The sequence below is a fragment of the Pseudactinotalea sp. genome, assembly GCF_048594945.1.
GTDB lineage: Bacteria > Actinomycetota > Actinomycetes > Actinomycetales > Beutenbergiaceae > Pseudactinotalea.
Genome location: NZ_JBMDXJ010000228.1, coordinates 1 through 6,069 on the forward strand (window position 1 = coordinate 1; position 6,069 = coordinate 6,069).

Genomic DNA, 6,069 nt, shown 5'->3' on the forward strand with positions numbered 1-6,069 from the left:
TGCCTGCGTTATTCGTTGACCCACCCGATGTCGCATGTAGCTCGCGTCGCCGATGTAGGCAACGACGAACCGCTCGAACTCGCTGCTGCCCTGAGGCACCGTCGTGATGACGACGAGCCTGCACATGTCGCCCGCGAAATCAAGACCGTCGTAGCGACCGGCCGTCACCAGTTGCCCGGCGGTGGACCTTGCCCACGCGCCGATAGCGGAATCGTCACCGCTCCGTAGGCGAAAGACTTGAAGCCCCTCGGCATTCAACGCGGCAGTGAGTGCGTCGGCCTCGGCGTGGCTGGAGCATAGCCACGCCGCCCGCCCCCCTGCCATCTGCGTATGGCTGATTGCCCACGCCAGAACCTCTGGGTCGAGCGCGTGTCCAGAGGTGGAGTTCAGAATGAGCTTGCGTGTTCCGGTCTCGTCCAACGGAAGCGGAGTCTCCGGTACCAGGCGTGTGATCGGCATGCCACCGGTTCGACGCTGAAGATCATCCATCGAGCCGAGCGTTGCTGACATGTACAGACGCTGCCGTGCCTTGTAGTACTGCGGGTTCAGAGCTGTCGGCGGATGATACGGGCGGATTTCAATCGCGGAGGAGCCAATCAGCACGCCACAATGCGTCGGGTGCTCGCGGACTGTCGACCAGGCATACCTAGCATCGTCGTCTCGAAGGAACTCTGACCCCTCGATAGTCTCGCGTGCCGCGGGAGCCAACACCGCCCAATCCACAAAGGAGAGGAGCTCGGGCGGCGTGCCCGGAGCGGATGTTCCATCGAGCATGGCCGGGAGTCCGGCATATGCATCGGTGTGCCCCAACACGAGCCCGATCAGCGCACGGTAGAGGTCACGAGCAGGACCAGCCTTGTCTGGGACGCGGATCGTTTGGAGTCCGCTCAATGGCTGCTCGGCGAGATGTGCGTCATCGAAGATCACCAGATCGGCAGGTTCTGGAACTGGACTGCTGTTGAAGTACACCCAGTAGTTCATGACGCCAACGACCTGCGCTTGATGGTAGTCGTCCAGACGTGCGCCGCCGTAGCTGCCGGACGAGAACCGGACAACATCGAGTCCCAGGCGCTGCGCCTCCGCCTCAACGTTCTCGGCGAGCTGTCGCGTCCCAGTGAGGTAGGCCACCGACCATCCTCGATCAAGGGCAAAGTCGGCAATCAGCAACGCAACGAGGGTCTTGCCTGCGCCCGTCGGCATCTCAATAGCGAGATCCTTCGTGCCGAGGTGATGCCGTGCGTACTCGTCCAGGATCAGGCGTTGCCCGGGCCGCAGCTCGGAGAAGTCGGTGGAACCGAGCTCGGAAAGCCGAGCCGTGAAGTCGGGCGTGCCATCCACCATCGTGAGCCCTCGCCCTTTCTCTGTCGGAGCGGGAACGGGCTAGTACGCTCCCACTTCACAAAGGTAGCGGTGGCACATGTTTTCGAGCCCACCACCAGCGGTGCGCCCCTATCGCAGCGCATGTGTCGCCCACCGAAGCTCAAGTACCGCCTCAGCCCACGGCGCGTTGTTGCGCGATACGAGACCGCAAATGAGGTAGCGTTGCACGCAACCACCTTGAAGGAGCAGACATGGCAACCGCGACCCTCACCTCACCCGGTTCGCCTGACGGCGAACGCAGGCTGGTGGCCTTCGGTCTCTCCACGGAGCTGATCCACACATCCTTGCGGCCCGGGTTGTCCCGGGCGTCGAATCGCACGTCGATGGCGCTGCGCTCCACTCCCGGCACAGACATCTACCACGAGTCGATGGAGCAACTTCATCAACGGCTATCTGCGACGGGCTGGCGGCTGGTCTATGTTGACCACCAGCCGCGTCTCCTGCACCCCGACGGCCTGATCTCGTTCACCATCGCTTCTGGCACGAATGTCGCCGATCCCGATCATCGTCGGAAGCCGCGCACGCGTCGTAAGGGCAAGGCGACACGTGAGTCGCTGGCCGGTCCCCGTGTGCAGATGGCGGCCCTGTTCGAGGTGCCTGAGATTGAGCAGGAGCAGGAGTTGGTGGCTGCCGCACAGGCGGCGCCCCTATGGCTGCTGGTGCACGAACGCACCGACCGTGGCCTCAACCTTGAGCTGTCCCGCCCGGCGGAGATGACCGCCAGCGGAATCGTCACAGACTGGAATGATCGCATCGTCATCGGATTCCTCGACCTCGACGGCGACCTATCGGTCTTCGATAATCCTGACGATGATGGGATCGATGTCGCAGTCGAGCCGATCTGACGACCGCACCTCCTGAGCATGTTCAACCCATCGCGCCTGAAGCTGGCCCGTCAACGTTTGGCGTTGACGTTGACCAAACTCGCCGACCAAAGCGGCGTCTCTCTCCGATCGCTGACCAACTACGAGAATGGCAAGCTCGCCCCGAACGAGGAGAATCTCCTCAAACTTGCCAGGGCTCTCTCCGTGCCGCCGAAGTTCTTCGGCCGCGACACAGCCGAGACCATCCCGGTCGAGGCGGCCAGTTTCCGCAAACTCAGCAAGACCACTGCCACCAGACGCGACGCAGTCCTGGCCAGCGCAACTCTTGCCGTCGAGTTCTTCGCGGTGATCGAGTCAAAGTTCAAGCTGCCTGCGCCGGATACCCCTTCGTTTGACAAGCTCTCACCTGAAGAGGCGGCCGATCTAGTCCGTCACCGATGGAACCTCGGCGACCGGCCGATCCCGAACATGATCCACCTGCTGGAATCCAAGGGTGTCCGCGTCGCGGCACTCCGCCATGAATACACGGACATCGACGCGTTCTGTTTCGTGCGCGACAGCTCACCGTACGTGTTCCTCAACACCTCAAGGTCAGGAGAGCGACAACGCTTCGACGCGGCTCACGAACTTGGCCACCTCATTCTGCATGGAGAACAAGATATGGACCCGAGCACCTCCAAGGAACGAGAGGCAGAAGCCAACCGGTTCGCGGCCACCTTCCTGATGCCGCGCACGGCCGTCCTCACCCAATCGATGCGCAACGCGAGCCTCGAACGCATCCTCGCTGCCCGCTCGTTCTGGAAAGTCTCCGCGATGGCAATGACACATCGGCTCCACGAACTAGACCTCTTGAGCGACTGGCAGTACCGCAGCACGTGCATGACCCTGTCCGAGCGGGGATACCGTTCGGCAGAACCAAGCGGCATTGTCCCGGAAACCTCACAACTACTGCGCAAGGTCATGTTCGGCTCCGCCAGCAAAGTGAATGTCCGCGATGCCGCAAGCGACCTCGACCTGTATCAAGACGATGTTCGCGACTTCATCCGCGACCTTGTTCCGGTAGCCGCATGAAATTTTCGCTCCGTGGCCTCGGTGTCGATCGCTCTTTTGTCGCTGGCCGCGTCAGCCACCCATGACTGATCGCATCAACGCGTTTCCGCCGGGGACGGTCGAGGGAGTCTCGAAGATCATTGGCGACCTATACAGCGGGAACGAGCTAACCCGCATCACCGCTGAAGTGCCGCTTCGCTCCGACCCAGGCGAAGGACACACCAAATGTCGACGCCTCGCTCACGCCGTTTCCAACAACCAGGCGAAGACCGGCACCGGTAACGCACTGATAGGGCTTGTCCGGGCCGCCATGCGGCCAGAACGAACGCTTGACCGCAAGCCGCGCGCCGACATCGCTCGTGACGAGCTGAATCAGGTCCTGTCTTTGGTGAGCCTCAAGGTCCTCCCCGACGGCCGGGTCGCGAAGACCAAGAAGGCATCCACCGACACCGAAGCGCTGGCCCGGTCAGAACGGCTCCACAAGATACTTGAGCAGCGCGGCGCACACGTCGCCGTACTCGCGTATTGCCGTGAAGACCTCGTGCGCAAGGACTACTACGAAGCCGTCTTCGAAGCCATCAAAGGCCTGGGCGCGCGAATACGGTCCGAGACCGGTGTCGACGCTGATGGATACGCCCTCGTCGAGAAGACGATGGCCGGCTCCGCTCCAACGCTCCGGATCAACAATGGCCGAACTCGAACCGATCGAGATGAACAACTCGGTATCGCCAATCTCGCCAAAGGTCTGTTCAGCGCATTCCGGAATCCTGTGGCCCACGAGCCCAAGCTCCACTGGACGATGAGCGAGCTGGACGCTCTTGACGTTATGGGAACGCTGTCCATGATTCACCGTCGCCTCGACGCTGCCATGCGCGAGAACGGTGCAGGAGCCTGAGCATGGCCAGAGTCACCTCGACCGACCTCACCACCCGTATCGCCAGCACAGACACGGCGCTAACGCTGGGCGGAGTTGCCGTCGTGGGCGCCGGACTGTCGATCAGCAGCCGCTTTCCTGCAACCCGCGGTCTCACGTCCCTTCTGTGGGACGCTCTGGACAACGACCTGCCCGCACGATCGACCCTGGCGGTCGCCTTGGGACGCGACGACACAGAGGCGAAGTCACTCGTCGGCGACGCGTGGTCAGAGGTGGAGCAAGCCTGGGCGACCGTCGCAGACAGTACAGCCGCGCGCACCAGGTTCCAGAACCAGTTCGCCAAGCTCGATGCGGAACGTAGCGCGCGACCCTCCATCGCTCACGAAGCTCTCGCACGCCTCATCCATGCTGGGGTCATCGAATGCGTGGTCTCACTAAACTGGGACACTGCGCTTGAGCACGCATATCAGCGGCTCTACGGGACCTCCCTCCCTGTGGGTGTGCTCTTCAAACCGCACGGGGATGCCGCGAGGCCGAGCGAGTCATGGACTCTGCCGCATGAGCCCGGAGTGGTGTCATCCGAAGTGCTCGCAGTGATAGCGCAGCTCCGCTCAACGCACGCTCGCACGCTTGTTGTCGTCGGCTATTCAGAGAGCGACGAGGTCGTAGTAGACGAGCTGGTGCAGCCACTCGATCAATCTTGGCGAACGATCCGCATTGGACCGCACACGGCCGGAGCGGACGACATCCGGGAGACGGCCGAAGTAGTCCTGCCGCTCCTGGCTGAAAAGTACATGCTCCAGGAGGAGCGCTCGTCGTGGCACACGGTGACCTACGGCGGCAGCCGAGGCGTCGAATCCTGGCTAGGGGGAGAGCGTCTCGGCCCGCAGGATGTGGACGCCTGCCCAGAACTTGACGAGGTCGAAACGGTCAAGCGATCACTTCAGCACGATCGCGCCGTGGTCCTGAACGGACCCACGGGCTCGGGCAAGTCGATCTGCGCCTACCAGGCCTTACGAAGCCTTATGAAAGACGGGTACGAAGTCCTACGGCTGCGTGACAACGCACGTCAGAAGAGCGTGCGCTCCTGGCTCACAGACTTGGCCGCCTTCCCGCACCGGAAAGTTCTGTTCATCGACGATGCGCAGGATCTCTCAACGGACGCAGTGCGCGAGTTCGCGGAAACCGCCACCCCCGACCAGCTCGTGCTGATCGTCGGCATCGACCATGTGGCGGGCGGTGTCCGCACACTTCACCTCAGCGCTCGTAGCGCGGTAACCCGCCTCGCCCAATATGTGCGGGAGCAACGCACAACGCTCTTTCCCCGCATTCGCGCTCTCGATGACCACGTGGGAACCCACCCCCGCGACTTCCACTTCGAGCAACGCATCGACATCGCCGAACGCGAGGCAACCTCCTGGCAGTTCGCCTACACGCTCACCGGCGGATGGCGAAGGGTTCGCAGACACGCGCTCGAACTCCGCGACCACAACCGGGCAGACCTAGCACTGGTTGCCATCGCTATCGCTCAAGTCGCCGGAGTCGACTCCGGAGTGGGCCAAATGGAAGTTGAGGCGTTCCTGCCCATTCTTCAGCGAGACCGGCCGTGGCTCGAAGGAGCCCTCGAAGAGCTGCGCTCCCGGCGGATGATCTTGGAGTCCGACGGCCGCATCCGGTGCGCCCACCTTCGAGCAGCGCTCAATGTCATCACCTGGAGCCTTCACCCACCCCGGCATGTGTTCCCGCCCCACCGTCGACCAGAAGTGCCGCCGATCGCGTCTGCGCCGCCGACGCGCCAAAACACGGCACCGATAGCAGCGGAATCCGTAGGCACGACGCCATCACCTGCACCGCAACTTCCCCGGTCGGATATCGAAGCTGACCGGAAGACCGTCGGGGCCCTCATAAGTTCGGTGCTCAACTCATCATCAACGCCACTGC

General features: G+C 62.7%; 5 protein-coding genes. 4 read left to right on the forward strand and 1 reads right to left on the reverse strand.

Features of this window, described 5'->3' with window-relative positions; translation table 11 throughout:
- The coding region (locus ACOJSN_RS09795; protein ID WP_420112307.1) for a DEAD/DEAH box helicase at positions 1–1,341 on the reverse strand (1,341 nt) is incomplete at its 3' end.
- A gap of 230 nt (positions 1,342–1,571) precedes the next feature.
- Here ACOJSN_RS09795 and ACOJSN_RS09800 point away from each other — a divergent pair.
- The 4 genes from ACOJSN_RS09800 to ACOJSN_RS09815 all read left to right on the forward strand — a co-directional run.
- Positions 1,572–2,225 (forward strand): hypothetical protein, encoded by a 654-nt coding sequence (locus ACOJSN_RS09800; RefSeq protein ID WP_420112308.1) that lies wholly within the window; start codon positions 1,572–1,574, stop codon positions 2,223–2,225.
- Between the two features lie 18 nt (positions 2,226–2,243).
- On the forward strand, positions 2,244–3,275 hold the full coding sequence (locus ACOJSN_RS09805; protein ID WP_420112309.1) for a helix-turn-helix domain-containing protein: 1,032 nt from the start codon (positions 2,244–2,246) through the stop codon (positions 3,273–3,275).
- 61 nt (positions 3,276–3,336) lie between these two features.
- Positions 3,337–4,149 (forward strand): TIGR02391 family protein, encoded by an 813-nt coding sequence (locus ACOJSN_RS09810; RefSeq protein WP_420112310.1) that lies wholly within the window; start codon positions 3,337–3,339, stop codon positions 4,147–4,149.
- 2 nt (positions 4,150–4,151) lie between these two features.
- Positions 4,152–6,069: hypothetical protein (locus ACOJSN_RS09815; RefSeq protein ID WP_420112311.1), on the forward strand; the 1,918-nt coding region annotated here is incomplete at its 3' end.

Bases quoted from the DNA above. Each gene is read 5' to 3' on its own strand.
- ACOJSN_RS09800 (WP_420112308.1), top strand. From the start codon at position 1,572: ATGGCAACCGCGACCCTCACCTCACCCGGTTCGCCTGACGGCGAACGC.
- ACOJSN_RS09805 (WP_420112309.1), top strand. From the start codon at position 2,244: ATGTTCAACCCATCGCGCCTGAAGCTGGCCCGTCAACGTTTGGCGTTG.
- ACOJSN_RS09810 (WP_420112310.1), top strand. From the start codon at position 3,337: ATGACTGATCGCATCAACGCGTTTCCGCCGGGGACGGTCGAGGGAGTC.